The 23,416-nt window shown below is 61.2% G+C and carries 20 protein-coding genes and 1 other RNA gene; 14 read left to right on the plus strand and 7 right to left on the minus strand.

Going from position 1 to position 23,416, the window contains the following annotated elements; translation table 11 throughout:
* The first annotated feature begins 8 nt into the window (after window positions 1–8).
* From BUC36_RS08130 to BUC36_RS08140, 3 genes are all read left to right on the plus strand, one after another.
* On the plus strand, window positions 9–467 hold the full coding sequence (locus BUC36_RS08130) for a MarR family winged helix-turn-helix transcriptional regulator (RefSeq protein WP_073273486.1): 459 nt from the start codon (window positions 9–11) through the stop codon (window positions 465–467).
* Window positions 468–635: 168 nt separating this feature from the next.
* On the plus strand, window positions 636–1,064 hold the full coding sequence (locus BUC36_RS08135) for an organic hydroperoxide resistance protein (RefSeq protein ID WP_073273488.1): 429 nt from the start codon (window positions 636–638) through the stop codon (window positions 1,062–1,064).
* Window positions 1,065–1,117: 53 nt separating this feature from the next.
* Complete coding sequence (locus BUC36_RS08140; protein ID WP_073273490.1) at window positions 1,118–2,137, plus strand: alpha/beta hydrolase; 1,020 nt, start codon at window positions 1,118–1,120, stop codon at window positions 2,135–2,137.
* A 312-nt stretch (window positions 2,138–2,449) separates the two neighbouring features.
* Here BUC36_RS08140 and BUC36_RS08145 read toward each other — a convergent pair whose 3' ends face one another.
* The 3 genes from BUC36_RS08145 to hutI are packed head-to-tail and all read right to left on the minus strand — an operon-like array spanning window position 2,450 to window position 4,884.
* Window positions 2,450–2,659 (minus strand): hypothetical protein, encoded by a 210-nt coding sequence (locus tag BUC36_RS08145; RefSeq protein WP_143186914.1) that lies wholly within the window; start codon window positions 2,657–2,659, stop codon window positions 2,450–2,452.
* Window positions 2,660–2,696: 37 nt separating this feature from the next.
* Window positions 2,697–3,656 carry a formimidoylglutamase gene (hutG, locus tag BUC36_RS08150; protein WP_073273494.1) on the minus strand — a complete coding sequence of 320 codons (960 nt, stop codon included), beginning with the start codon at window positions 3,654–3,656 and terminating at the stop codon, window positions 2,697–2,699.
* The gene (gene hutI / locus BUC36_RS08155) at window positions 3,640–4,884 is read right to left on the minus strand and encodes an imidazolonepropionase (protein ID WP_073273496.1); all 1,245 of its coding nucleotides are present in this window, start codon (window positions 4,882–4,884) and stop codon (window positions 3,640–3,642) included. Before hutI ends, hutG begins: the two co-directional genes overlap by 17 nt.
* Before the next feature lie 230 nt (window positions 4,885–5,114).
* On the opposite strand from hutI, the gene hutC reads away from it, so the two are divergent.
* From hutC to BUC36_RS08205, 10 genes are all read left to right on the plus strand, one after another.
* A complete protein-coding gene (gene hutC, locus BUC36_RS08160; protein ID WP_073273501.1) occupies window positions 5,115–5,861 on the plus strand; it encodes a histidine utilization repressor in 747 nt (248 codons plus the stop codon).
* Between the two features lie 72 nt (window positions 5,862–5,933).
* Window positions 5,934–7,607 carry a urocanate hydratase gene (gene hutU / locus BUC36_RS08165; RefSeq protein ID WP_073273505.1) on the plus strand — a complete coding sequence of 558 codons (1,674 nt, stop codon included), beginning with the start codon at window positions 5,934–5,936 and terminating at the stop codon, window positions 7,605–7,607.
* Between the two features lie 64 nt (window positions 7,608–7,671).
* Window positions 7,672–7,745: non-coding RNA, sX9 sRNA (locus tag BUC36_RS08170), on the plus strand.
* Window positions 7,746–7,898: 153 nt separating this feature from the next.
* Window positions 7,899–9,449, plus strand: coding sequence for a histidine ammonia-lyase (gene hutH / locus BUC36_RS08175; protein ID WP_073273507.1), 1,551 nt, complete (start codon window positions 7,899–7,901; stop codon window positions 9,447–9,449).
* 151 nt (window positions 9,450–9,600) lie between these two features.
* The gene (locus BUC36_RS08180) at window positions 9,601–11,685 is read left to right on the plus strand and encodes a S9 family peptidase (RefSeq protein ID WP_073273509.1); all 2,085 of its coding nucleotides are present in this window, start codon (window positions 9,601–9,603) and stop codon (window positions 11,683–11,685) included.
* A 157-nt stretch (window positions 11,686–11,842) separates the two neighbouring features.
* Window positions 11,843–12,142, plus strand: coding sequence for a hypothetical protein (locus BUC36_RS08185; RefSeq protein ID WP_073273511.1), 300 nt, complete (start codon window positions 11,843–11,845; stop codon window positions 12,140–12,142).
* Window positions 12,143–12,240: 98 nt separating this feature from the next.
* Window positions 12,241–12,627 carry a hypothetical protein gene (locus BUC36_RS18585; protein WP_143186915.1) on the plus strand — a complete coding sequence of 129 codons (387 nt, stop codon included), beginning with the start codon at window positions 12,241–12,243 and terminating at the stop codon, window positions 12,625–12,627.
* Between the two features lie 117 nt (window positions 12,628–12,744).
* Window positions 12,745–13,470: a hypothetical protein gene (locus BUC36_RS18780; protein WP_143186916.1), complete on the plus strand. Its 726-nt coding sequence runs from the start codon at window positions 12,745–12,747 to the stop codon at window positions 13,468–13,470.
* A gap of 147 nt (window positions 13,471–13,617) precedes the next feature.
* Window positions 13,618–14,406 carry a 3-hydroxybutyrate dehydrogenase gene (locus BUC36_RS08200; protein ID WP_073273518.1) on the plus strand — a complete coding sequence of 263 codons (789 nt, stop codon included), beginning with the start codon at window positions 13,618–13,620 and terminating at the stop codon, window positions 14,404–14,406.
* 37 nt (window positions 14,407–14,443) lie between these two features.
* Window positions 14,444–15,064: a response regulator gene (locus BUC36_RS08205; RefSeq protein WP_073273520.1), complete on the plus strand. Its 621-nt coding sequence runs from the start codon at window positions 14,444–14,446 to the stop codon at window positions 15,062–15,064.
* 7 nt (window positions 15,065–15,071) lie between these two features.
* Here the strand turns inward: BUC36_RS08205 and BUC36_RS08210 are convergent, their stop codons facing one another.
* From BUC36_RS08210 to BUC36_RS08220, 3 genes are read right to left on the minus strand one after another with little or no spacing between them, the layout of a single operon-like run.
* Window positions 15,072–16,007 (minus strand): alpha/beta hydrolase, encoded by a 936-nt coding sequence (locus BUC36_RS08210; RefSeq protein ID WP_073274743.1) that lies wholly within the window; start codon window positions 16,005–16,007, stop codon window positions 15,072–15,074.
* Window positions 15,994–17,199, minus strand: coding sequence for an MFS transporter (locus BUC36_RS08215; RefSeq protein WP_200797209.1), 1,206 nt, complete (start codon window positions 17,197–17,199; stop codon window positions 15,994–15,996). The genes BUC36_RS08210 and BUC36_RS08215 overlap by 14 nt, the downstream gene beginning before the upstream one ends.
* Before the next feature lie 58 nt (window positions 17,200–17,257).
* Window positions 17,258–20,602: a hybrid sensor histidine kinase/response regulator gene (locus BUC36_RS08220; protein WP_073273524.1), complete on the minus strand. Its 3,345-nt coding sequence runs from the start codon at window positions 20,600–20,602 to the stop codon at window positions 17,258–17,260.
* 198 nt (window positions 20,603–20,800) lie between these two features.
* Between BUC36_RS08220 and BUC36_RS08225 the strand changes: the two genes are divergently transcribed.
* Window positions 20,801–22,993 (plus strand): TonB-dependent receptor, encoded by a 2,193-nt coding sequence (locus BUC36_RS08225; RefSeq protein WP_073273526.1) that lies wholly within the window; start codon window positions 20,801–20,803, stop codon window positions 22,991–22,993.
* Between the two features lie 191 nt (window positions 22,994–23,184).
* On the opposite strand, the gene BUC36_RS08230 is transcribed toward BUC36_RS08225, so the two are convergent.
* Window positions 23,185–23,397 carry a hypothetical protein gene (locus BUC36_RS08230; protein WP_073273528.1) on the minus strand — a complete coding sequence of 71 codons (213 nt, stop codon included), beginning with the start codon at window positions 23,395–23,397 and terminating at the stop codon, window positions 23,185–23,187.
* Between the last annotated feature and the right edge of the window lie 19 nt (window positions 23,398–23,416).

Consider the following 23,416-nt stretch of genomic DNA (forward strand, 5'->3'; position numbering starts at 1 on the left):
AGTGCCCTATGGCCAAATCCGACTTTGAAGACCTGAAACTCGACAACCAGCTCTGCTTCAGCCTCTATTCCACCTCACTGGCGATGAGCAAGATGTACAAGCCGCTGCTGGAAAAGTTGGGGCTCACTTACCCGCAGTACCTGATGATGCTGGTGCTGTGGGAAGAGGATGGCATTACCGCCACGGAACTGGGCCAGCGCCTTGGGCAGGACAAGGGGGCGCTGAGCCCGGTGATCAAGCGCCTGGAGGCCCAGGGCCTGATCGATCGCCGCCGCGATCCCACGGACGAACGCCGCATCCACCTGCAGCTCACCGCCGCCGGTAAAGCCATGCAGCACGAGTCGCAGGCCATTCCCCCGCAGGTACTGCGCGCCACCGGCCTGGACCGCAAGTCCGTGCGCCAGCTGAAGGCGCAGATCGAAGCGGTACGCCGGGCGTTGAACAGTCTCGACGACGCCACTGACTGATACGTCACCCTCTCTTAACCCACCGCAAAGCCCACCGCCAACTACTGTGAACTGAAGCTATCGACGCAATAGCGAAAATTGATTATCGCAACAACTGTTATCGCGATAACTTTCTCTCCGTGCCCAGCACAACCCCTGATTCCAACATCGCACCTTGAGGACACAGACATGCAAGTACTCTACAAAGCCGTAGCCACTGCCACCGGAGGCCGCGACGGCCAGGCCAAATCTTCCGACGGCATCCTGGATGTAAAACTCTCCACGCCGAAAGAGCTGGGCGGCGCCGGCGGCGACGCCACCAACCCGGAACAGCTGTTTGCCGCCGGTTACTCCGCCTGCTTTATCGGCGCGATCAAATTCGTCGCCGGCCAGGAAAAGGTCAAGGTGCCGGAAGACACCAGTGTACGCGGTGAAGTGGGCATAGGCCCGATCAACGGCGGCAAGGGGTTCGGCCTGGATATCGACCTGTTTGTCAGCCTGCCGGGCCTGGACCAGGCGACCGCGGAGAAGATCGTGAACCGCGCCCACGAAGAGGTCTGCCCCTACTCCAATGCCACTCGCGGCAACGTAGACGTACGCGTGCACGTCGCCACATAAACGGAACCCCAAATCACTCGCAGCAGACCCCGAAAATTCCGGAGGTAAGAGTCATGAAAAAGTCACCCGTATCGAAGCTGGTTTTCTCACTGTTCTTCGCCCTGGACGCCGCCGTCGCCTTCGCGGCCGGCTCTGCCGGCGTCGAGCAGAACACACAGAAATTTCTCGAAGCACTCGAGCAGGGCGGCGGCAAGCCGCTCGAACAACTGTCACCCCGGGATGCGCGCGCGGTACTGACCGGCGCCCAGCAGGGCGCCAAGCTGCCACCGGCGGATGTAGCGGAAAAGACCATCGAGGTGGACGGCAAGCCGCTGCGGCTGACCATCGTCAAGCCGCAGGGCAGCAAGGGAACGCTGCCGGTATTTATGTACTTCCACGGCGGCGGCTGGGTGCTGGGCGACTACCCGACTCACGAGCGCCTGATCCGCGACCTGGTCAACCGCTCGGGCGCAGCGGCCGTGTACGTGGACTACACGCCCTCCCCGGAAGCCAAATACCCGACCGCTATCAACCAGGCCTACGCGGCCACCAAATGGGTCGCGGAACACGGTAAGGAAATCGGTGTGGACGGATCCCGTCTCGCAGTAGCCGGCAACAGCGTCGGCGGCAATATGGCTGCAGTGGTGGCGCTGATGGCCAAGGACAAAGGCACGCCGAAAATCCGCTTCCAGTTGCTGCTGTGGCCGGTGACCGACGCCAACTTCGACACGGCATCCTACAAGGAGTTTGCCGATGGCCACTTCCTGACCCGCAACATGATGCGGTGGTTCTGGGACAACTACACCACCAACCCGAAGGAGCGCGCCGAGATCTACGCATCGCCGCTGCGCGCGACCACCGCGCAACTCAAGGGACTGCCACCGGCGCTGGTGCAGACCGCGGAAATGGACGTGCTGCGCGACGAGGGTGAAGCCTATGCGCGCAAGCTGAACGACGCCGGTGTGACCGTCACCGCAGTGCGCTACAACGGCATGATCCACGACTACGGCCTGCTCAATCCCCTGAGCAATGTGCCGGCGGTGCAGGATGCCCTGGATCAGGCTGGTGCCGAACTGAAGGACCACCTGCAGTAAACGGGCGATCCAGCCAAGAAGGCCCCTTTTCAGGGGCCTTCCAGGTTGCTGACAAAGTTACGCAGTCAAAATTTAAGGTAAAGTGCTAGGACGAGTATTTCGAACCGTCGGCGACAGGGCCGAAGGCGCCGCGAATGCGTGCAGCGGCCGGACCGTCGCCGCCGGAGCTTACAGGGATGTATTCACAGCGTTTCGAAATGCTCGTCCTAGTGCTTGACCGCCACCGCACCAGCTCAGAACGGAATGTGGGGTTTATTAACAGTCTGGAAGGCCCCTTTTCAGGGGCCTTCTTTGCTGCGGCAGGGAAAACTTCTACTCTTCTGTGCCCAGCAATTCACGCCGCTCGCGCTGATAGTCGGAATAGGACTGGTCGTACTGCTGGATGCAGTCGCGGTACTGGGGCCCGGAAAATTTTTCGCAGTCTTGCAGGCGGTTCTGATGGACCGCGTCATAAACCTGCTGATGGCTGCAAGCCGCCAGTAGCGAAACCGACAACGCGCTCAAGATAATCCTTCTCAGCATTTTTCCTCCCTGAAATCCGCCGGTCAAACTCCACGCGCTAGCGGTTTGCCGTCGCCCCATTGGCGATCTGAAAGCCGATGCGCGCCGCGGTGCGCGCCGCGTGGTCCTCAATGTCGAAATACGGATTGAACTCCGCCATGTCAGCGAGACATACCTTGTTGGAATCCAGGACCGTGTCCAGCAGTGGCTCGAACAGCTCCAGCGACAGGCCGCGGCCGGCCGGCGCACTGACGGCGGGCATCACCGCCGCGGGGAATACGTCCAGGTCGACAGTCAGGTAGACGAAGTCCACCCCGTCGATAAATTCGCGAATCTGCTCCTTCACTGATTCCAGCTGCCAGCTGGTGATGTCGCGGTCGCGGATCACCTTCACCCCCAGCTCGTCAGCGCGGTTGTAAAGCGCCGGGGTGTTGGCATTGTCGGCGGCGCCGACGCAGAGGTAATTGAACGGGCGGCCGTTGATCTCGCACTGCTCGGCGATCTGGTAGAAGGGTGTACCGGATGAGCCCTTGGGCGCGGGGATGCGCAGGTCCAGGTGGGCATCGAAGTTGATGACGCCGAGGGTCTTTTCCCGGTGCAGTTCGCGCATCCAGCGCGCTATGCCCTGGAAGCTACCGTAGGCAATTTCGTGACCGCCGCCGAGCACCAGCGGGAAATGACCGCCGTTCAGCAGTTCGCTAACTCGTGCACCGAGCAGCGACTGGCCGGATTCAAGGTCCTCTTTCTCGACTTTCACGTTGCCGGCGTCATACAGCGGCGCATCGAAGGTGGCGGGCAGGTTGGCCATGGCCAGGCGCAGGATGCGCGGCCCCTTGGCCGCACCGATACGGCCTTTGTTGCGGCGCACTCCCTCGTCGGAGACAAAGCCGAGAATGGCCAGGCCCGGCTCGCTGTCCAGTTGCAGCGGCGTGATGCGCTGGTGCCAGCGCTCACCGGCCTTACCGTCTTCGGTATCGGTGCGGCCGCTCCACAGATTCATATCAGCCAGCTGTAACATCTCTGCCTCCTACTGTTTTACCAGCGAAGAAAATCTGCGCGGGTTTCAGCGCGCCCACTTCATAGGCCAGCTGGTCGGGAGTTTCCATCGGCCACAGCACCATGTCGGCGCGCAGGCCCGGGCGCAGCACGCCGCGGGAACAGCACAGTCCCAGCGCGCGCGCCGCCGAGCGGGTGACGCCGGCGAGCGCCTCGGCCGGCGTCAGGCCGAACAGGTTGCAGCCCATGTTCATCATCAGGCGCAGCGAGGCAATCGGGCAGCTGCCCGGATTCAGGTCGGTGGACAGCGCCATGCACACGCCCGACGCGCGCAACTTGTCCACCGGCGGCATCTGTGTCTCTCGCAGCGTGTAGAAGGCGCCGGGCAGCAGTACGGCGACGGTGCCACTCTCGGCCATGGCCGCCACATCGGCGTCGGTGATGTACTCGATATGATCCACTGATAGCGCGCTGGAACGTGCCGCCATGGCGGTGGCACCGGTGCGCGCCAGCTGCTCCGCGTGCACTTTCACCGGCAGGTCGAGCTGCTTCGCGCAGTCGATCACCCGCTGGCACTGCTCGACCGAGAAGGCGATGGACTCACAGAACATATCCACCGCATCCGCCAGTTGCTCCCTGGCCACTGCCGGCAGGATTTCCTCGCACACCAGATCGATATATTCATCCGGGCGCCCGTCGAATTCCGGTGGCAGTGCGTGGGCCGCCAGGCAGGTGGTGGTGATCTCCACCGGGTGGTGCTGGGCCAGGCGGCGCGCCGTGCGCAACTGTTTCAATTCGGTGTCCAGGTCCAGTCCGTAACCGGATTTCACTTCCACCGTGGTCACGCCTTCGGACATCAGCGCGTGCAGGCGCGGTTCGGCGGCGCGGTACAGCTCCTCGGCACTGGCCGCGCGGGTGGCGCGCACGGTGGACAGGATGCCACCGCCGGAGCGGGCGACTTCCTCGTAGCTTTCACCGCCGAGGCGGCGGGCGAACTCCGACGCGCGGTGGCCGCCGTAAACGAGGTGGGTGTGGCAGTCGATCAGGCCCGGCGTCAGCCACTGCCCCTCGCCGTCCAGCGTCTTGTCCGGCGCACAATCCGGCAGCTCCTTGCGCGGCCCCAGCCACACAATCTTGCCCCCGGTCACCGCCACAGCGGCATCCTCGACGGCACCGTAACCGCCGACGATGGAAGGGTCCATGGTGGCAGCGTGTACATTGGTAATCAGCAGATCGCAGCGTTCTGTCATAGGCACTCTTAGTTCCCGGCGCTTGCGCGCAGGCCGCCTTCCGGCGTCTGGGCGGCGCGGATTTCCTTTTTCTAACCATAGACGTTCGGTCAGCTGACCGAGTGGGTTTATCGGCGGACAACTTCGTCCATTGCTCGCCCGGCTTGACAGTCACCCCCGGGGCGACCATAGTAAGCACACTCTTGTATATACAACCATATACAAGCAAGAACAGCACTGTACCTGAGTTTATGTCGAACCCCAAGAGCAACACGGCAAGAGAGCCCGCGGCCCAAGGCAGTGAACCGCGCTATGCGGCGATCAAGCGCCATATCCGCCAGCAGATCGAATCCGGCCAGTGGCCGGTGCACTTCCAGGTGCCGTCGGAGAATCAGCTGGCACAGGAGTTCGGCGTCAGTCGCATGACCGCGCGCCGCGCCCTCAGCGAACTGACCGACGAGGGCGTGCTGATGCGCTCCCAGGGGCTCGGCACTTTCGTCGCCGAACCGGTGCCGGCGGGCTCGCTGCTGGAGGTGCGCAATATTGCCGACGAGATCTCCGCCCGTGGTCACAGTTATAGCAATCGCATTCTATTGTTGCAGGAGTGCCCGGCCACGGCTGACGTGGCTCGCGCCCTGGGCATGCACGAGGGCGCGCGTGTCTTCCACTCGATCATAGTGCACTGCGACAACGAGCTGCCGATCCAGTGGGAAGAGCGCTTTACCAATCCGGCGCTGGCACCGGACTACCTGCAGCAGGATTTCAGCGCCACGACACCCAATGCCTATCTGTCCCGGGTGGCACCGCTGACCGAAGCCGACACCACGGTGGAGGCGGTTGCGGCGAATCCGGACATCAGTGCGGCGCTGGCGATAGACGCGCACAGCGCCTGTCTGCAGATATGGCGGCGCACCAAGAGCAGTGCCGGCACCGTGAGTTTTGCGCGCCTGGTGCACCCGGGCAATCGCTACCGCCTCGGTGCCCAGTTGAGATTTTGAATCCCCAAATTCGTCATCCCGGCTCAGGCCGGAATGACGCATAAATTTTCTGAAAATATTTGCGAGGTAATCATGACCGACAAACGCCACGATCCGAGCCGCAAAATTACCGCACCGCGCGGCACCGAACTGAATGCCAAGAGCTGGCTGACCGAGGCGCCGCTGCGCATGCTGATGAACAACCTGGATCCGGATGTGGCCGAGCGCCCGGAAGACCTGGTCGTCTACGGCGGCATCGGCCGCGCCGCGCGCGACTGGGAATGCTTCGACAAGATCGTCGAAGTGCTGAAGCGCCTCGAGGACGACGAGACCCTGCTGGTGCAGTCCGGCAAGCCGGTGGGCGTATTCAAGACCCACGCCGACGCCCCGCGCGTACTGCTGGCCAACTCCAACCTGGTACCGCACTGGGCCACCTGGGAACACTTCAACGAACTGGATAAGAAAGGCCTGGCCATGTACGGCCAGATGACCGCCGGCTCCTGGATCTACATCGGCTCCCAGGGCATCGTGCAGGGCACCTACGAGACCTTTGCCGCGGTAGCCCGCCAGCACTTCGACGGCGTTGCCACCGGCAAGTGGATTCTGACCGGCGGCCTCGGCGGTATGGGCGGCGCCCAGCCCCTCGCCGCGACCATGGCCGGCTTCTCCATGATCGCCGTCGAGTGCGACGAGACCCGTATCGATTTCCGCCTGCGCACCGGCTATGTGGACAAGAAAGCCACGAGCCTCGACGAAGCCCTGCAGATGATCGAAGACGCCAAGGCGCAAGGCGAAGCGATTTCCGTGGGTCTGCTCGGCAACTGCGCGGATATCTTCCCGGAAATCGTCGCGCGCAATATCCTGCCGGATTCGGTTACCGACCAGACTTCCGCCCACGACCCGCTGAACGGCTACCTGCCGAAAGGCTGGACCCTGGATCAGGCCGCCGAGATGCGCAAGAAAGACCCGGCGCTGGTGGTCAAGGAAGCGAAAAAATCCATGGCCATCCAGGTCGAGGCAATGCTGGAGCTGCAGAAGCGCGGCGCCGCCACCCTGGACTACGGCAACAACATCCGCCAGATGGCCTTCGAGGAAGGCGTGCAGAACGCCTTCGATTTCCCCGGCTTCGTGCCCGCCTATATCCGCCCGCTGTTCTGCGAGGGCATCGGTCCCTTCCGCTGGGCGGCCCTGTCCGGCAACCCGGAGGATATCTACAAGACCGATGCCAAGGTGAAGGAGCTGATCCCGGACAACCCGCAGCTGCACAACTGGCTCGACATGGCGCGCGAGCGCATTCAGTTCCAGGGCCTGCCCGCGCGTATCTGCTGGGTCGGCCTGAAAGACCGCGCGCGCCTGGCGCTGGCATTCAACGAGATGGTCGCCAACGGCGAGCTGGAAGCGCCGGTAGTGATCGGCCGCGACCACCTCGACTCCGGCTCCGTGGCCAGCCCCAACCGCGAAACCGAAGCGATGATGGACGGCAGTGACGCCGTGTCCGACTGGCCGCTGCTGAACGCGCTGCTGAATACCGCCTCCGGTGCCACCTGGGTGTCCCTGCACCACGGCGGCGGCGTCGGCATGGGCTTCAGCCAGCACTCCGGCGTGGTGATCGTCTGTGACGGCACCGAGGCGGCGCGCAAGCGCATCGAACGCGTGCTGTGGAACGACCCGGCCACCGGCGTAATGCGCCACGCCGATGCCGGCTATGACATCGCGAAAAACTGCGCGAAAGAGCAGGGGCTAGACCTGCCGATGCTGAAAGACTGATTAGAGGCTGGTTCACAACTACTGCGCGGGCGCCTGGCGGCGTTCGGCGGTGCTCGGCATCCTCATGTACGCTCTGTACATTCCGGTGCCTCCGCTCCGGCGACCACCACCAGCCACCCGCTCGCTACGCTGTGAACCAGCCTCTAGCGACAGAGAATTTGAAATTCGTCATCCCGGACTCGATCCGGGATCCAGCAACCGCACCGTCTGCAAGCACGGTACCGCACAACTGGACACCGGCCTGCGCCGGTGTGACGACAAGGTAGATAATTATTTTCGGTGAATAAATCTATGTACAAACTGGAAATCGATCCCGGTCAACTGAGCCTGGCGCAGCTGCGCCGCGTGGCGCGTGAACCGGTACAGCTGTCACTGGCGAAAAGCGCCTACCCGGCCATCGAGGCGTCGGCCAAAACCGTTGCCCAGGTGCTGTCGGAAGGGCGCACCGTCTACGGCATCAACACCGGTTTCGGACTGCTGGCCAACACCCGTATCGAGAAGAAGGATCTGGAAGCACTGCAGCGCGCCATCGTGCTGTCCCACGCGGCCGGTACCGGCAACTTTATGAGCGAGGCCACCGTGCGCCTGCTGATGGTGCTGAAGATCAACTCCCTCGCCCGCGGTTTTTCCGGCGTGCGCGCCGAGCTGATCGAGGCGCTGATCAAACTGGTCAATGCCGAGGTCTTCCCGGCGATTCCCGAGAAGGGTTCTGTGGGCGCCTCCGGCGACCTGGCACCGCTGGCGCATATGAGCGTGGTACTGCTCGGCGAGGGTGAAGTATTTATCGGCGGCAAACGCCAATCCGCCGCCGCAGGCCTGAAAAAAGCCGGCCTGGAGCCGCTGACGCTGGCGCCGAAGGAAGGTCTGGCACTGCTGAACGGCACCCAGGCCTCCACCGCCTTCGCGCTGCTGGGCATGTTCGCCGCGGAAGACCTGTTTGCCGGCGGCCTGGTGACCGGCGCCCTGACGCTGGAGGCGGCCAAGGGTTCGCGCCGCCCGTTCGACGATCGCATCCACGCGGCGCGCGGCCAGAATGCACAGCGCCAGGTAGCGGCGATGTACCGCGACCTGCTCGGCGACCGCAGTGATATCGGCGAATCGCACCAGTTCTGCGAAAAGGTACAGGACCCCTATTCCCTGCGCTGTCAGCCGCAGGTGATGGGCGCCTGCCTGCAGCAGATTCGCTTCGCCGCCGAAGTGCTGCTCGCCGAAGCCAACGGCGTGTCCGACAACCCGCTGGTGTTTACCGACGAGAAAAACCCGGAGAATTCCGACATCATCTCCGGTGGCAACTTCCACGCGGAGCCGGTGGCGATGGTCGCCGACAACCTGGCGCTGGCGCTGGCGGAAATCGGCGCGCTGTCCGAGCGCCGCATGGCGCTGCTGATCGACACCAACCTGTCCGGCCTGCCGCCGTTCCTGGTGGAGAACGGCGGGGTCAACTCCGGCTTTATGATCGCCCAGGTCACCTCGGCGGCACTCGCCAGCGAAAACAAGACGTTCGCCCACCCGGCCTGTGTCGACTCGCTGCCGACCTCCGCCAACCAGGAGGACCACGTGTCCATGGCGACCTTCGCCGGTCGCCGCCTGCGCGATATGGCCGACAACACCTGCGGCATTCTCGCGGTGGAACTGCTGGCCGCCTGCCAGGGACTGGATTTCCGCGCGCCGCTGAAGAGCACGGAAAAACTGGAGGCCGCCAAGGGCAGGCTGCGCGAGCGCGTTTCTTTCTACGACAAGGACCGCTATTTCGCCCCGGATATCGAGCAGGCCAAGCAGCTACTGGCCAGTGCGGATTACCTGCAGTTTGTCGACCCGCAGCTGCTGCCCAGCACGCACTGACTGACTGCCCCCTCCTCAAAGGCGCCGCGTTAAACCGGCGCCTTTTCTTTTGGCGACGCGCCACCCTGCCGCCGCTTTCCAAGCACCGGGCATTGTGCAATGCTGCCCGCGGAGTAACGGATGTACACCAAAAATAATGCAGGAATTAGCCATGAAAAAACCAAGCGGATTTTTAGGGGTAATCTCTCTCTTTGTACTAGTTACCGCCTGCGGGCCAAAAAACGAATCGACAGCTGACATAGCAACCGGCGCCGAGAACAATGCGCAGCAGGTTGCGTTGATTGACCGGGAGCTGCTGTTCGGCAACCCCGACCGCTTCCAGGGACGCCTGAGCCCCGATGGACAAATGATGAGTTTCCTGGCGCCGCTGGACGGCGTGATGAATGTCTGGGTCGCGCCGGCCGGGAAAATAGAGGCAGCGGAGCCCTTGACCAATGACACCGGGCGCGGAATACAACAGCATTTTTGGGCCCAGGACAGCAAGCACCTGCTGTATCGGCAGGACAAAAACGGCGATGAAAACTGGCACCTGTACAGCATTGATTTGCTAAGCAGGAAAATCGTTGACCTGTCTCCCTATGAGGGCGTGCAGGCACAGATGATTGCGCAGAGTGAAACGCAGCCGGGCGTTGTCGTCATCGGCATGAACGATCGGGACGCACGCTGGCACGATCTGTACAAGGTGAACCTGAAAACTGCCAGCCGGGAACTGATCCTCGAAAACGACGGTTTCGCCACTTTCTATCTCGACAACGAACTGCAGTTACGCCTCGCCACCGAATCAACACCGAGCGGCGGCTTTAATGTGTTCGAGTGGCGCGACGAGGAGTGGCTGCAGCTGTTCGAGATTCCCGTCGCAGACACCTTCACGACCCAGATTCTCGGCTTCGATGCCGCAAACAGTGGCATCTATCTGCTCGATAGCCGCGATCGCGACAAGGCGGCCCTGGTTTATATGGACCTGACTTCCGGCGATACAGATACGCTGGCGGAGTCACAACAGGCCGATATTTCCAAGGTGTTTTTCCATCCGCGCAATCACGAGCCCATCGCCTATTCGGTGAATGTGCACACCAACCAGTGGACTGCACTGGAGGAGGAATACACGGATGCTTTCTCCGCTTTGAACTCCAAGGTAATGGGGGATTTCGACATACTCGCGTCCACACTGGACGCCTCCAAGTGGGTGCTCTATACGGATAGCGGCAACGCGTCACCGGTCTACCAGGTTTTCCAGCGGGAAAACAACGCGCTGGAAAAGCTTTTTGTCACCAATCCGAAGCTTGCCGACCTGGCGCTGGCGAAAACATACTCGCATACCATCCGCTCGCGGGACGGCATGGACCTGGTGTCCTACCTGACCCTGCCGCGAGATGCGGATGAAAATGGAGGCGTGGCCCAGCCGGTACCGATGGTGCTACTGGTACACGGCGGCCCCTGGGGACGCGATAATTTCGGTTACTCGGGCATTGTGCAGTGGCTCGCCAATCGCGGCTACGCGGTGCTGCAGGTGAACTTCCGCTCATCCACCGGCTTTGGTAAATCCTTCCTGAATGCAGGAAACGGCGAGTGGGCCGGGGCCATGCACAACGATCTTATCGACGCGGTGGATTGGGCAATCAAACAGGGCGTCACCTCCACAGACAAAGTTGCCATCATGGGTGGCAGCTACGGCGGCTATGCGACACTGGTAGGACTGACATTTACCCCCGAAAAGTTTGCCTGCGGTGTGGATATCGTCGGCCCCTCTAACCTGAATACGTTACTGGATTCTATTCCTCCCTACTGGGAGAGCTTCCGCAATACCCTACACGCGGCGGTGGGTAATCCAAATACCGAAGAAGGCAAAAAGCTGCTGCAGGAACGCTCACCGCTCAACCATGTCGACAGGATTGTGCGGCCGCTGCTGATCGGCCAGGGCGCCAACGACCCGCGCGTGAAACAAGCCGAATCAGACCAGATAGTCGCGGCGATGAAGGCAAAGGGTATCCCGATGACGTATATCCTTTACCCGGATGAGGGGCACGGCTTCCGCAAGCCGGAAAACAACCTGTCGTTCTTCGCCGCCTCCGAGGCCTTCCTCGCCGACTGTATTGGCGGGCGCTACCAGCCGCTTGGTGATGACCTCGCCGACTCCAGTATTCAGGTCGTACACGGCGCTGAATTTGTGCCCGGTCTGGGGCCAGCGCTGGAGCAGGCAAAGGTCATTGCGACCAAAATGGAAACTGCCGAGTAACCCGTCCAAAAGCCCGATGGCGCCGGGGTTTCCGCGCCGTCGGGACACTCCTGTCCAGCCCTTCCGCCGAAAAAAATTCCCAATTTAATGAAATCTGCGCCAGCAGTGCTAGGCTGAATAGTAGACGTTTTACCCGCCATCAGGCGCGGAGGCCGAAATGAAACTGCAGCCCAGAAAGCTGCTGCTTTCCTGTGCCGGCTGTGCTTTTGCTGCGGCGGCGATGCTGACGCTGCCAGCCTGTACAGATACCGGCTATTACGACAATTCCGCCACCAGTTACGGCAGCGCCCACTATCGCGTCGGCAGCGGTAATTACCACTGCCACCCCGGCGGAATCTGTCACGATGTCCAGCACGAGAATTACGACTGGCGCGGCGGCTTTCGCCGGCCCATTCGCTATCACCAGCGGTCGACCTACCGACCGGCACCACCACCGCCACGCCCGAGACCTCTGTAAGCCAGCACTGTTGATTTTTCCCCAGACAGGCGAGCGACATGCATGTGCCGCAGGGAATGCCTCAAACCAAGGAGCTTCCCACTATCGGAGACTGCATTATGAAGAGAGCACTTAGAACCGGACTCATCGCCGTCACGGTTTGCACCGCCCTGACTTTGGGTGCCTGTGCGACGGACGGCTACTACGGCGGTAGCTACTATGGAAGTGGCTACTATGGAGGCTATCCATACGTTTATCCATCCAGTGGCGTTTCCTTCTACTACTCATCGCCACGCTATTACGGTTACCGCTATCACCCCCGCTATCGCTACTACGGTCGCCCCTATTATCGCCACCATGGCCGTTACTATGGCCACGGCCGTTACCATGGCCGCGGCCGCTACCATCGGGGCTCCGGCTATCACCGCCCGGCACCGCGCTATAGAGGCGGCGGTGGCGCCCGCTACCGCGGTGGTGCTCATCGACCGGCTCGCGGCCGGCGCTAGAAGCTGATCAAAGTCGCACTTGAGCGAACTGTGCCTCGCCCCTGCAGCTGCCGCCATCGCCTCCAGATGCAGCGCTGCAGGGGCCTTCATTTATTAATTTAAGACGGTGTCGGCGCGATGAAAAATTCCTTCTCGCGAGGGTGCACACTCCTATTACTTTGTCTTGCCTATGCGCTGAGTGCCTGCACATCCGGTAGCTACTATTCGAGTGCCGCGCCCAGCTACGCCCGGCCCTATACCTATCCATCCAGCGGGACGTCTTATTACAGCGAATCCGCCGGTCGCTACTCGCGCTCATATTCTGAGACGATCGGCACAGCGACTCTGCCATATTCGTCCTACTACACCCGTTATCCCGATTATCCGCGCGAAATTTATTACAGCGCCTCGGACTACTATCAACCCTACGAGTATTATCGACCCTACCGGTTCTATTCCCCGTACCAGTATTACCGCCACCGCCCCTATAAGTACTATCGCTATCCGCCGCACAAGAAAAAAGACCGGGATTATCGTGCGGGCAAGCGCCAGCGAATTTACCGCGGCGCCACCATAAAGCAGCGCTATCGCACAGATGGCGACCTCGGCTTGCGCGGCACTTATCGCATCCAGCGCAGAGGCAGCATTCGCGGTGAATATCGTGGCGGCGGTGCGGTGCGGATACACCAGGGCTATCGCACTCGAGGCGATCGTCGCCTGCAGCGGAGCCACCGCAGTCATCGCGGCTCTCCAGCCCGCTATGATCGACGGGCGGGTGGAATAAATCGTCCATCCACTGGCCGCTACCGGCATCGAGCAACGAGCAGAGGACACAGACCCGCGACCAGCGGCCTGCGGCGCTAGCGCGGCCCCCCGTCTCATACCTTGGTCATACAGACCACCACTCCCGCCGCTGTTAGCATTTAGAAAAATGCATAAGGCAGCTCTGCCCGGTGTCTGGAAACCGGACAATGTGACTGCAGAGCCGATAACAGCCGCGGGAGTCTTTCAGTGCAGCGGGAACAGAAACAACCTGTCTTAATCACCGGTTCCACCAGTGGCATAGGGCTCGCGATCGCCCACACCATGGCGCGTGCCGGTCACGCAATCATGCTGCACGGCTTGACCAGCCCCGAAGAGGGGGAAGATCTGCAGCGGCAATTCCGCAGTGAATACGATATTGCCTGCGGATTCAGCAACGCCGACATCGCCACAGAAACCGGCTGCGCACAGCTGGCAGCGGATACCCGCGAGGCGCTCGGCAACCCGGGAATCCTGGTAAACAATGCCGGCGTGCAGCACACCGCGGAAACCCACGAGTTCCCCGCCGAGCAGTGGCAGAACATCCTGGCGATCAACCTGAGCGCCGCATTCTTTCTCACCCGTGATCTCCTGCCCGATATGCGCGCAAACGACTGGGGGCGCATCGTCAATATTTCCTCCGTGCACGGCCTGGTGGCCTCGCAGCAGAAAGCCGCCTACTGCGCCGCCAAGCACGGGCTGATCGGCCTCACCAAGGTGGTCGCGCTGGAGAATGCCGACCGCGGCATCACCGCCAACGCCATCTGTCCCGGCTGGGTCGAGACACCGCTGATTCAACCGCAGATAGAAGCCATTGCGCGCGAAGAGAATATTGATATCGAAGCGGCGCGCACGCAGCTGATCGGCGCCAAGCAGCCGCTGCCTCACGCGACCAACCCCGAGGCCATTGGCGAACTGGTGCTCTACCTCTGTGGCGAGTTTGCCCGCACCATTACCGGGACGTCACTGCCGGTGGACGGAGGCTGGACCGCGCAGTAACATTTCCACACCCGACAATAATTTATAAGGGTGTGACGTGAATTACCGACTGCTGATTGCCGACGATCATCCCCTCTACCGCGACGCCCTGGCGACCACGCTTGCGCGGCATCTCCCCGACTGTGAGCTTCGGCAAAGTGAAGACCTGCAGTCGACCCTGCAGCAGCTAGAAAATTCCACGATCGACTTGTTGTTGCTGGATCTCAATATGCCCGGCAGCGAAGGGTTCAACGGCCTGGCACAGATCCGCAGCGAATTCCCGGCCGTGCCGGTGGTCGTGGTGTCCGGCAGCGACAAGAATTCAGTAGTGCAACAGGCCGCCGGCTTTGGCGCCAGCGGCTTTCTGTCCAAGACCGCAGTACCTGAAGAGATTCTGCAGTGCATCGACAGCGTGCTCGCCGGGGGACAGTGGTTCAATGCCGAAGCGCTGGAGTGCGCCGAGGAATCCGAGCTGGCCGCACGACTCTCCCGCCTGACGCAGCAACAATTGCGCATATTTCAGATGATTGCCCAGGGCCTGCTGAACAAGCAGATTGCCTACGAGCTGGACATTACCGAGCCCACGGTGAAGAGCCATGTCACGGCAATATTGCGCAAACTGGAACTGCGCGACCGCAAACAACTTATCCGCGAAGCGCAGTCGCTCGTCCAGCTTTAGCGTCACACTATTCAATACCGCGCACAAACTCGCTTACATGGCGATAAAATTTTTCGCAGGCCTTCGGCGCAAGAGCTTCCAGGTTCAGGAACGCGTGGACCATGTCGTCGAAATGCAGTAGCTCTGCCGCGATATTGGCTTGCCGCAGTTTTTCCAGGTAGGCAAACCCTTCATCCCGCAAGGCACAGAACTCAGCCGTCACCAGCATCGTCTGCGGCAGTTTGCCGGTAAACTCGCCGTACAGTGGCGACGCGTCGCGGCGATTCTCGGTCCGCTGGAAATAGTTCTCGAAATACCAGCCGATCTTTTCCTTCTCCAGCAGGTAACCACTGCCGTTTTCGTCGATCGACGGCAACTGCATCGTGTAGTCCAGACTCGGGTACACCAACACCTGGGCGGCAATGCTGTGGCGTTCGTGCTGCAACAGCCGGCTCGCACTGGCGCAGAGCGCACCACCGCCGGAATCCCCCATCAGCAACCAGCGACCGTCGTGGGCAATCTTTTTTCTGTCCAGCGCGGCGCCGAGACCCCGGACGACACTGAGCAAATCTTCCAGGCCCGATGGGTAGGGGTTTTCCGGGGCGAGTCGATAGTCGACAGACACCACCCTGCGTCGGCACTGGTCGGCAATACGGCGGCAGATCGGATCGTAAACCGTCACGCTGCCGGCCATATGGCCACCGCCATGGCAGTAGATAATCGTCGGACCCGATTCAATTTCTGTCGGGCAATAGAGGCGAACCGGTACGTTGTAACGCCTGCCGGGAACGACGGTTTCACTAACCACCATTTGCGGGCCCGGCGCGACAAAAGCGCTGGTCAGGTTTGCCAGGCTCTCACGCGCACTGATCGGCGTCGGCTCAAAGCCCGCCGCCTTCAGTTGCGCCACCTGTGCGTTGACACCCTCGAGCCACTCGGCAAGTTTCGGATCAAGCTGTCGCATTTTCGGCTCCACCTTCTGTTTCAACAGTCACAGACTTTTTGCCGCTCTCCGGCAGCAGGAAGGAAAACACAAACAGCGATGCCGAGCAGGCCACGGCAAAGTAGGCCGCGTATGCCGGCTCGCCGCTGATATCCGCGAGCAGGCCGGAGACGGGTATCAATACCGAGGCGATGGCGTAGGAAATGGACCAGAACATCGCAAAAGTGATCGTAATCCGCGCCGGCGTCATGCCCGGCAGTTCCTGTGGCAGCGTCACCAGTGCCGTCATCGGCAGGAACATGAAGAAACCTGCCAGCGCTGCAGCAGCGTAAGCAATATAGGGGTTTTCGCTGGCCAGCATCATCGCCGCGAAGAACACCAGCGCCAGTCCCGCGTAGCGCAGCACCGGTACGCGCAGCGGAAAGCGCTTGGTGATCAAGATGCCCACTGCGGTGCCCACCATACCGGCAGCAATCATGACCGCCGACAAGTGGCTGCTGTCCACGGCAAAGCCGTCGATCAGGGGGAAGAGCGAGAAGACGGCGATGTAACAGAAGAGCACGCCGCAGTAGGCCAGCGGCAACCACCAGTTGAAACCCTCGCGAATGCCATGTCGCCAACCGTAATCTTCGCCATTGTTGCCTGCGCCGCCGGCGAGCGGGAAGTTTTCTGCACACAACCACCAGAGCACTGCCAGTGCGGCCACCATTACGCCGTAGAGCACCACCACCGACTGCCAGCTGCCGAGCCAGACCGACAAGACGCCGGTGGATAGCAGGGCGAGCAGGTTTCCGGTATTGAACGCGGCGGCGTTGATACCATTGATCACCGGCCGTTCGCGCGCGTCAAAGTAATGCAGCACGATCGGGCTGAAATAGACAATTGCCAGCGCCCCGCCGAATCCCATCGCCAGTCGCGATAGCAGCCAGCCATTGTAATCGCCGGCCAGGGCGCCGAAGCCGCCAGCGGCGATCAACAGCATGGCCAGCGCAAACGCATGTTTTGCGCCGATGCGCATCAGGATTACCGCTGCGGCCAGATTACCGATAATCTTGGCTACAGTGATCATCAGGCTGCCCCAGGTCGCGTTGGTAAATCCACCCTCGCCGAAGGATGCCTGAATATCCGGTGTCAGCATGGCTCCGGACACCCAGGAAGCGGCAAACAGCGCATAAGCGCTGAACATCAGTATCTCGAGCAAATATTTTTTCATTATTTTCACATCTTCATCATCGCGATATCGAAAGAGTGCGCCGGGCTTGGGCATCCGGCTATACGACCTTGGTCGCAAACGCAAACTGCAGTTGTTTTTGCCGCGCCTGCAGCAGAGCGCGCAGCGCCGCGGGGCGTAGGGGTTTTTGCAGGAACTGCCAGCCTTCGCGCTGGGCGCGGTTCTTCACCAAATCGGTATTTTCTGCCGAAATAATGACGCAGGGAACCGCCTCACCCCAGTGACCCATCAACTGTCGCGCCAGGCCAATACCGTCGATGTTGTCGCCCAGGTGGAAGTCCATCAGCAGCAGGTCGGGCTTCGCCAGCTGCAGCGCTTCACTTCTTCCCCGCGCACATTCGATGTTGCAGCCCCAGCCACTGAGCAGCGCCTGCATCGCCTCGAGAATGGCGGGCTCGTTATCCACACAGACCACCCGTAGCTGCAGCAGGGACTGGGGCGATGCCAGCCGTGCCGGCGCCGTGGCCGGGCGCACCTGCTCCTGCGCTCGTGACAGCTGCACGCGGAAAACGCTGCCGCATTCCGGCTTGGAATTCAGCGCGATCGGGGACTCCAGCAGGCGACACAGGCGCTCTACCGTGGCGAGGCCAAGGCCGTAACCGTGCTGTCGATCAAACCCCCGTTCCGGGGTTTCGAGCCGGCAGAACTCGCGGAAGATATTCCGCTGTTGTGACACATCGATACCGCAGCCGGTATCCCAGATTTCCAGAGAAACGCCGCCGCCCCGTTTACGCGCACCGATCAGCACACCGCCGCGACGCGTGTATTTGATCGCGTTATCCAGCAGGTTCTGTACCACGCGGCGCAGCATCTTCTCATCGCTCAAAACCCACAGACCACTGCGGCGATAGCGCAGCTGGATATTGCGCGCGCCGGCCGCCGGGCGCGCCTGGTCGACGACTTCCGCCAACACCCGGTCCAGCTCGGTAGGACGCATTTGCGGGTGGATATCACCGGCGTCCATACGCGCAATCTGCAGCATATCGGTGATCAGCTGTTCCGCCGCGGCCAGCGCACTGTCGGCGCGCCCCAGCAGGCTGCGACTGTCGTCATCGAGCTGCCGCCCGTCCAGCGCGTCGAGGAACAAACGGCTGGCGTTCAGTGGTTGCACCAGATCGTGACTGGCGGCGGCGAGGAATCGGGTCTTGCCGACGCTGGCCGCGTGCAGCTCGCTGTTCAATTGCTGTAGCTCCGCGGTGCGGGCCACCACCTTCTGCTCGAGAGAGTCCTTAACCTCAGTCAGTTCGGCCAGTGCCCGCTGATAGTCCGACACGTCGGTATAGGTTGTGACGAAACCACCCCCCGGCAGCGGATTGCCGCGGATCTCCAGCACAGTGCCATCGGTGCGGTGGCGCTGCACGCGGTAGGCAGTGCCCGCTTTCAGGTGTTCCACCCGCTTTTGCACATGCATTTCCACCGCACCGGGGCCACATTCGCCGCGGCTCGCGTTATAGCGCACCAGTTCCGCCACCGGCTGGCCGACATAGATCATCGCCGACGGGTAGCGAAACAGCTCCACATAACGGCGGTTCCAGGCGACCAGGTTGAGATTCGCATCCACCACCGAAATACCCTGGTCGATATTGTCGATGCTGCTTTGCAACAGGCCGCGCCCGAACTGGTAGATGGCCGAAGCCTGCTCCAGGTTCTGCGCACTGGACTCCGCGCTATTGTGTTGCCGCACCAGTCGGCGGGCACTGGTGGAACCCACAATACCGGCGAGAATTTTCTCTACCGCGCCGCGGTAATCCCGGCCGGATTTTTCCTCGAGGCCGGCAAAGGCGCGCGCAGCGGCGTCACTACCGATGAAACGGGCCAGCAGTTCGCGCAGCTGCGCCCGGTTTACCGGTCCGTCGTCCGCTCCGCGCTGATGGGGACGGCGAATATCCAGCCACTTGGAAACCAGCAGCAGTGCAGTGCCGTTCAGCCCCAGGCCGAGTACACAGCTGATCGACAGTGAACTCCACTGCAGCCCCAGCCACCGGGCAATCAGGTCCACTTCCCCCACCGCAGCCGGCAGAGCCGACAGCGCCCAGACGAGCGCGCCGGCGGCGAGACCGGCAATAACGCCGGCGGAACGCAGGCGCATCCAGTCCCGCGGCCAGCAGACCGCGGCAATCATCGCCGGCGCCAGCTGCGCCACCAGGGCCAGCGACAGCAGGCCGAAGCTACCCAGGCGCACACCGGCACCGATGGCTTCGTTAACCGCGAAGGCCGCCAGCATGATCAACCCGATAATGACGCGGCGCACGCGGCGCAGGTCCGAGCCGAGCTCGCCGCTGGCCGGGCGCAACTGCATACGCCGCAGCCACCAGGGCACCACCATCGTATTGGCGATCATGGTCGACAGCGCGATGGTGGCGATGATGACCATACTGGAACCGGCGGACAGTCCGCCGATAAACGCCAGCAGCGACAGCCACTCGGAGCCGCTCTGCAGCGGAATGCCGAGCACGAAGCGCTCGGGATTGTCATAGGACTCCGGCAACCACAGCAGACCGCCGTAACCCACCACCAGAATCGCCACCGACAGAATGCCCAGGTACAGCGGAATCAGTTTTCGCACCGGGCCTATGTCCCGTTCGCTGTCGCTCTCGATCATCAGGATATGGAACTGGCGCGGCAGGCAGAACATGGCGGCCATTCCCAGCACCACCACGGCAAAAAAACCGGTGTCTGCGGGGCGCGCCTGTTGCAACTGCGCCACCCGCTCGCTGGCGAGCGCCGAGCGCGCCAGGTCGGCGACACCGTCGAAGGCACTGTTAGCAACAAACCAGGCCACGGCCACGAAGGCGCCGATCTTGATCAACGCCTCGAAGGCGACGGCCAGCAGCATGCCGTTGCGGTGCACGCTGCTGTCGATATGGCGGGTACCGAACAGCAGCGCGAACAACCCGAGGGTCACGCTGACGATCGCAGTGACCACAGAAGCACTGATTTCTCCACTGTCCGCCAAAAGTAGAAAACTGTCCGCAACTGCGCGCAATTGCAGCGCCAGATAGGGCAGAACTGCGACCAGCGCGAGCACGGCCACGGCGGCCGCCAGCCACTGGGAGCCGCCGAACTGGGCACTGATAAAGTCGGCGATGGAAGTGGAGCCCTGCTGTTTGCACAGGCGCACGAAACGGGTCAGCAGCGGCGCCCCGACGATCAGCATCAGGCAGGCACCGACAAAGGTGGGCGGTATCAGCCAGCCTTCCTCAACCGCCTGCGCGGATGTACCGAAGAACATCCAGGCGCTGGTGTAGGTCCCGGCCAGTGCCAGCAGCAGGGGCTTAAACGGTCGGATTCGCACCGCCGGCAGGCGATCGCCCCAGAAAGCGATGGCAAACAACAGCAACAGATAGGCCAGCGCGACGGCCGCCAGCGTGGTCAGGCTAAACAAGCGACAATACCTATTTTATTTTGGCTTCGTTATTCTTGGTCCGGTGACACAAACAATACCCCAGTGGCTGTTTTTTGTCCTCCAATCCGCGAGCCGCTCGCGTCATACCTTGGTCTAACAGGCAAATGGACCCGGTACCGCTAGAGTTGCAATCCCGGATATTTATAAAAACCATAAATTTGGTGATTGGAGAGAGCCATGAAAAGAGCAATCAATTTCCACCCTTTGGCCGTTGGCGTCATGTTGGCCTGCGGTGCCAGCTTTACCTACGCCGAACCGGCCCTTGAGGAAGTAACGGTAACCGCGCAGAAGCGCGAGCAGTCGCTGCAGGAGGTACCGGTGGCGGTGACCGCGATCGGTGAGGATGCGCTGTTACAAAACGGCATCAGCGACCTGACTGATATCCAGAAGTTGTCCCCCAATACCACTCTGCAAGCGAGTCGTGGTACCAACTCCACCTTGACTGCATTTATTCGCGGCATTGGCCAGCAAGATCCGCTCTGGGGATTCGAGCCCGGCGTGGGCATTTATGTCGACGACGTGTACATCGCCCGCCCCCAGGGTGCAGTACTGGACATCCTGGATGTTGAACGTGTGGAAGTGCTGCGCGGCCCACAGGGTACCCTGTACGGCAAGAACACCATCGGCGGCGCGGTCAAATACGTGACCAAAAAGATGTCCGGGGATTCCCGCGTTTCTGTCAGCGGCGCACTGGGCAGCTACAACCAGCGCGATCTCAAGGTGGCGGGCTCTGCTGAAATTGCCGATGGTGTTTACCTCGGCGGTGCGGTAGCGAGCTTCCAGCGCGACGGTTTCGGTGAGAATGTGCTAACCGGTGACGAGCAGTACAACAAGGATATTTTCAGTGCGCGGGTTGCGCTCGAATTCAATCCCAGTGACACGCTGTGGGTGCGACTGGCTGCAGATCAGACCAGCGACAAGTCGGCGCCGAAGCATGGCTATCGCCTTGCGCCGGGCCTGGGTGGAGAGCCTGTACTCGACAGCGTCTACGATACTGAATCGAACATGCTGTACGACAATCTCGTAGAGACCAGTGGAGCCTCGCTCACCGCCGAATACCAGCTGAACGACAGTATTACCCTGAAATCAATTACCGCCTATCGCCAGGGTGAAACCGAAACCGCTATCGATTTTGACAGCGTGAATCGCCCGGATTTCGATGTGCCGGCCTTCTACGAGGACGACCAGACCACGCAAGAATTCCAGCTGATCTGGGAGGGTGACAATGCCGACCTCGTCAGCGGCGTTTACTACTATACGGGTACTGCCGCCGGCGCCTTCGATGCGGTGCTGGGATATTTGGCCAACGTGCCCACCGTTGGCTTCCCACTGACCCAGCAGGTAGCGGGCTCCGTGGATACCACCAGCCTGTCGGCCTACGCGCACTATAACTGGAGTTTTGCCCCCGACTGGAACCTGAGCCTCGGCGGCCGCTACACCCGCGACGAGAAAGATGCGTCGGTGTTCAAGGGTAACTTTATCGGTGTTTACAGCCCGCTGTTTGCCGGCAAGTACAATCCCGGACAGCCGGCGGCAGTTTTTGCCGGTGCCCTCACCGACTATGAAAATAGCGACTCTTGGGGAGAATTCACCCCGCACTTTGGTATCGATCACCAGATCAGCGAAGAGACGATGGTATACGCAACATACAGCGCCGGCTTCAAGAGCGGCGGCTTTGATATGCGCGGTGATGCCAGCCAGTTGCCCTCCACTGTGGATGGTTTCGATCCAGAGACCGTGAACACCTATGAGTTCGGCGTTAAATCCGATCTGTTTAACAACCGCCTGCGCCTGAACGCTGCCGCCTTCCGTGCAGATTACAAGGACATGCAGGTCACCGTGCAGCAGTTCAACGCAGGCGGCGGCTTCTCCAGCGCGGTACTGAATGCGGGTGAAGCGCGTATTCAGGGCATTGAGCTGGAAGCCACTCTGGCGATGACTGACAACCTGCTGGCCAATCTGGCACTGGGCTATGCAGAAACCGAGTTCCTGGAGTTCATCAGTGGCGGAGTCGATGTGGCCGACCAGCGCGATATGCAAAACACGCCGGACACCACAGCAATGTTTCAGCTGAACTACTCAATGCCGATGCAGAGCGGTGCGGAAATCGTGTTTAACCCGACGATCTCCTACCGTGCAGATACCCAGATATTCGAGACTCCAAGCATTCTCGACCAGGACGCCTACACGCTGGTGGATATGACCGCGATGTATTACAGCGCAGATGGTACCTGGCAGGCAGGCCTGGTGGGCAAGAACCTGGCTGACGAGGAATACCGTATCGCCGGTTACGCATTCGGCGGAGCCTTCGATACCGGTTTTTACGGCGCACCGCGCACTATTGCCCTGACCGGCAGCTACAGCTTCTAACCGGTTACCCAGTCCACAAAGATTGTTGCGTCTTTTCTCCAGTGGGGCGGTCTTCGCCCCACAGCTCAGTGAGCAACGACTTGCCGCCGTTAGTCTTTAACGGCGGCTTTTTTATGGTCGAGAGACTGGAATTCTTGAAAGAAGGCGCAGCTAGCACGCCTTGGAGATGGGAATCGCCTGTAAATGGGCATTTAAGGTTCGGCTCGTTTTTCCACAGACTCCTGCAGCTGATCCTCGACCTTCCTGGCTTTTTCCAGTGCATCCAGTTGGTATTGCGGAATCACGCCGCCCGCTTTATCCGCCGATTCTTCAGCTTCGACCTGCTGCAGGGATTGTGGCTGCTCATCGGCTCCACAACCCACCATCAGTACCAGCGCCGGATAGAGGAAATACCCCGCTCGCATAAATCACCCCTTGTTGTCG

This window comes from Microbulbifer donghaiensis (genome assembly GCF_900129095.1).
Taxonomy (GTDB): Bacteria; Pseudomonadota; Gammaproteobacteria; order Pseudomonadales; family Cellvibrionaceae; genus Microbulbifer; species Microbulbifer donghaiensis.

Coding starts and splice junctions, on each gene's coding strand:
- BUC36_RS08130 (WP_073273486.1), top strand. CDS start 9: ATGGCCAAATCCGACTTTGAAGACCTGAAACTCGACAACCAGCTCTGC.
- BUC36_RS08135 (WP_073273488.1), top strand. CDS start 636: ATGCAAGTACTCTACAAAGCCGTAGCCACTGCCACCGGAGGCCGCGAC.
- BUC36_RS08140 (WP_073273490.1), top strand. CDS start 1,118: ATGAAAAAGTCACCCGTATCGAAGCTGGTTTTCTCACTGTTCTTCGCC.
- BUC36_RS08145 (WP_143186914.1), bottom strand. CDS start 2,659: ATGCTGAGAAGGATTATCTTGAGCGCGTTGTCGGTTTCGCTACTGGCG.
- hutG (WP_073273494.1), bottom strand. CDS start 3,656: ATGTTACAGCTGGCTGATATGAATCTGTGGAGCGGCCGCACCGATACC.
- hutI (WP_073273496.1), bottom strand. CDS start 4,884: ATGACAGAACGCTGCGATCTGCTGATTACCAATGTACACGCTGCCACC.
- hutC (WP_073273501.1), top strand. CDS start 5,115: ATGTCGAACCCCAAGAGCAACACGGCAAGAGAGCCCGCGGCCCAAGGC.
- hutU (WP_073273505.1), top strand. CDS start 5,934: ATGACCGACAAACGCCACGATCCGAGCCGCAAAATTACCGCACCGCGC.
- hutH (WP_073273507.1), top strand. CDS start 7,899: ATGTACAAACTGGAAATCGATCCCGGTCAACTGAGCCTGGCGCAGCTG.
- BUC36_RS08180 (WP_073273509.1), top strand. CDS start 9,601: ATGAAAAAACCAAGCGGATTTTTAGGGGTAATCTCTCTCTTTGTACTA.
- BUC36_RS08185 (WP_073273511.1), top strand. CDS start 11,843: ATGAAACTGCAGCCCAGAAAGCTGCTGCTTTCCTGTGCCGGCTGTGCT.
- BUC36_RS18585 (WP_143186915.1), top strand. CDS start 12,241: ATGAAGAGAGCACTTAGAACCGGACTCATCGCCGTCACGGTTTGCACC.
- BUC36_RS18780 (WP_143186916.1), top strand. CDS start 12,745: ATGAAAAATTCCTTCTCGCGAGGGTGCACACTCCTATTACTTTGTCTT.
- BUC36_RS08210 (WP_073274743.1), bottom strand. CDS start 16,007: ATGCGACAGCTTGATCCGAAACTTGCCGAGTGGCTCGAGGGTGTCAAC.
- BUC36_RS08215 (WP_200797209.1), bottom strand. CDS start 17,199: ATGAAAAAATATTTGCTCGAGATACTGATGTTCAGCGCTTATGCGCTG.
- BUC36_RS08225 (WP_073273526.1), top strand. CDS start 20,801: ATGAAAAGAGCAATCAATTTCCACCCTTTGGCCGTTGGCGTCATGTTG.
- BUC36_RS08230 (WP_073273528.1), bottom strand. CDS start 23,397: ATGCGAGCGGGGTATTTCCTCTATCCGGCGCTGGTACTGATGGTGGGT.